Below are 3,145 nucleotides of genomic sequence, written 5' to 3'. Positions count from 1 at the left end.
TCTGGACCCTCGGCTACGACTACCTGACCCGGCCGAAATCCTTCCACCTGCGGCTGCCGGGATAAGCCGGCGGCCTGTTCTTTTTGATTGTCATTGCCGGGCTTGACCCGGCAATCCAGAAAATGTCGACAGCCTCTGGATGCCCGGGTCAAGCCCGGGCATGACAGCAGGAGGCGGTCAACGACAGGGCGGATGAAGGCGACGATGCTCAAAGGCAACTGGAACTACCCGACCGCGGTGAAGTTCGGCCCCGGCCGGATCAAGGAGCTGCCGGACCTGTGCAAGGCCTACGGCCTGACGCGGCCGATGCTGGTCACCGATCCCGGCCTGGCCAAGCTGGCGATGATCACGGAGGCCGTGGCCGCCAATGAGGCTGCCGGCATCCCGACCGCGGTGTTCAGCGACGTCAAGCCGAACCCGACGGGCAAGAACGTCGCCGACGGCGTCGCCGTATACAAGGCCGGCGGCCATGACGGCGTCATCGCCTTCGGCGGCGGCAGCCCGCTGGATGCCGGCAAGGCCATCGCCTTCCATGCCGGCCAGTCGCGCCCGCTGTGGGATTTCGAGGATATCGGCGACTGGTGGACCCGCGCCGACGCGGCGAAGATCGCCCCGGTGATCGCCATCCCGACCACGGCCGGCACCGGGTCGGAGGTCGGGCGCGCCGGCGTCATCACCGACGAGGATGCGCATGTGAAGCGCATCATCTTCCACCCGAAGATGCTGCCCGTCGTGGTCATCGCCGACCCGGAGCTGACGGTCGGGCTGCCGCCGAAGGTCACCGCCGCCACCGGCATGGACGCGCTGGCGCATTGCCTGGAGGCGTTCTGCGCCCCCGGCTTCCACCCGATGGCCGACGGCATCGCGCTGGAAGGCACCCGGCTGATCCGGGAATGGCTGCCGGTCGCAGTCGCGGACGGCCGGAACCTGGAGGCGCGCGGCAACATGCTGGTCGCCGCCAGCATGGGCGCCACGGCCTTCCAGAAGGGGCTCGGTTCGATCCATTCCCTCGCCCACCCGCTGGGCGCGCTGTACGACGCCCATCACGGCCTGCTGAACGGCATCCTGATGCCCTACTGCATGGTCCACAACCGCGACGCCATCGAGGACCGGATGGAGCGGCTGGGCCGCACCATCGGCTTGTCGAAGCCAAGCTTCGACACCGTGCTGGTCTGGGTGCTGGACCTGCGCCGCGAGATCGGCATCCCGCACACGCTGAAGGAGATCGGCATCGGCGACAACCGGGCCGAGGAGATCGGCCGGATGGCGGAAGCGGACCCCTCGACCGGCAGCAACGCCAAGCCGGTCAAGGCCGACGACCTGCGCGCCGTGTTCGTCGACGCGGTGAACGGGCGGCTCTGATCCCCGAGGCCGGAGCCGCTTTCCCTATTCTGTCATGCCCGGGCTTGACCCGGGCATCCAGAGAATGTCGAGCCGCTCTGGATGGCCCTGGATTGCCGGGTCAAGCCCGGCAATGACAGGTAATGAAGAAGGCGGAATAGCAGGCTCGAGCCTGCCCCATTCGCCCCTCTTTCTCCCCGGCTGCGGCTGCGCCGGCTGCCCTCTACTCGTGCGGCATTTTGCATTCCGTCGCACGTGACGCATTGAAAATTATTAACCCCATCGCACTGCACATAAGTCTTACAAGTTGGTCAGGCGCCGGGGGCGGGTGGGCCTTTGCCGGCGCGTTCCGGTTTCGGGATTCTGGCCATGAAGCGCTCGGTTATGGGGGTCGTCGCGGTCCTCGGCATCGTCATTGCGGCCATCGCCTGGCAGCGCTTCGGCAATGCGGACGCGATCGAGCGCAGCGGCAAGGCCGCCGAGGCCGGTGGCCCGTCCGGATCCGCGAAGACTGCCGGCGGGCGGTCGATCCCGGTGGTCACCGCCCCGGTCGAGCAGAAATCCGTCGCCACTGCCATCTCCGCCATCGGCACGGTCGACCCGATCTCCACCGTCCTGGTCAGCTCCCGCATCGACAGCCAGGTGATGCAGGTCCATGTCGCCGACGGCCAGACGGTCCAGGCCGGCGACCTGCTGTTCACGCTGGACGACAAGCCGGCCAAGGCGGCGGTCACCCTCGCCCAGGCCAATCTGGCCAAGGACCAGGCCGACCGTGACCAGACCGCGGCGGATGTCGAGCGCGACAAGCCGCTGGTCAAGACCGGCGCGGTCTCGCAGCAGGCCTATGACCTGGCGGTCGCCGCCGCCAAGCGGGCGGAGGCCAGCGTCGCCGCCGACCAGGCCAATCTCGACCAGGCCCAGCTGACCCTGTCCTACACCCAGATCCGGGCCCCGATCACCGGCCGCCTCGGCGTCGTCTCGGTCACCGCCGGCAACCTGGTCAAGGCCAACACCACCAGCAGCAACGCCAACAGCGGCGCCGTGACCAGCCTGGTCACCATCACCGAGATGACGCCGATCCGCATCGCCTTTACCGTGCCGGAGCGGAACCTCGATGCGATCCGCGCGGCGATGACCGGCCCGACCCCGCCGAAGGTCGACGCCTTCGACAGCGACGGCCGGCGCCGCATCGCCAGCGGGCAGCTGAGCTTCATCGACAGCACGGTCGACACCCGGTCGGGAACGATCCCGCTGAAGGCGACCTTCGACAACGCCGCCTTCGCCCTGTGGCCGGGGCAGTTCGTGCGCGTCTCGCTGCAGCTCGGCACCCAGGACAACGCCATCACCGTGCCGACGGTGGCGCTGCAGGCCGGCCAGGACGGCGCCTTCGTCTTCGTCGCCAGGCCGGACGGCACCGCCGAGGTGCGGCCGGTGACGGTAGCACGGACGGTCGGCGACACCGCGGTGGTCGCCGAAGGGCTGAAGCCGGGCGAGAAGGTGGTGACCGAGGGCCAGCTGCGGCTGATGCAGGGCAGCCGCATCACCGAGAAGACGGCCGGCGCCCCCGCCACGACGCCGCCACGGGCCGACGGCGTCGCCTCCGCCGTCAGCCCGACCTGACCGGCGCCCGGGGGACAAGGGATATGAACCTCTCCGAGCTCTGCATCCGCCGCCCGGTGATGACGACGCTGCTGACGGCGGCGATGATCCTGGCGGGCCTGTTCGCCTTCGGCCAGCTGCCGATCGCGGCGCTGCCCAACACCGACTTTCCGGTGATCAACGTCTCGGCCAGCCTGCCCGGCGC

Annotated in this window: 3 protein-coding genes; all 3 read left to right on the top strand. The window is 69.1% G+C overall.

Annotation, left to right across the window (positions count from 1 at the left end; translation table 11 throughout):
• The first annotated feature begins 204 nt into the window (after positions 1 to 204).
• Positions 205 to 1,362, top strand: a complete 1,158-nt coding sequence (locus ABDW35_RS34780) for an iron-containing alcohol dehydrogenase (protein ID WP_343718415.1) — start codon at positions 205 to 207, stop codon at positions 1,360 to 1,362.
• 348 nt (positions 1,363 to 1,710) lie between these two features.
• Entirely contained in the window at positions 1,711 to 2,961 is a 1,251-nt protein-coding gene (locus tag ABDW35_RS34775) for an efflux RND transporter periplasmic adaptor subunit (protein WP_343718414.1), read from the top strand.
• Positions 2,962 to 2,984: 23 nt separating this feature from the next.
• Positions 2,985 to 3,145: efflux RND transporter permease subunit (locus tag ABDW35_RS34770; protein WP_343718416.1), on the top strand; the 161-nt coding region annotated here is incomplete at its 3' end.

Origin of the sequence: Inquilinus sp. (assembly GCF_039594555.1) — a bacterium.
Classification (GTDB): domain Bacteria; phylum Pseudomonadota; class Alphaproteobacteria; order DSM-16000; family Inquilinaceae; genus Inquilinus.
Note: the sequence above shows the minus strand (reverse complement) of the source record. Positions and strands in the feature narration are given on the sequence as shown.

Coding starts and splice junctions, on each gene's coding strand:
- ABDW35_RS34780 (WP_343718415.1), top strand. CDS start 205: ATGCTCAAAGGCAACTGGAACTACCCGACCGCGGTGAAGTTCGGCCCC.
- ABDW35_RS34775 (WP_343718414.1), top strand. CDS start 1,711: ATGAAGCGCTCGGTTATGGGGGTCGTCGCGGTCCTCGGCATCGTCATT.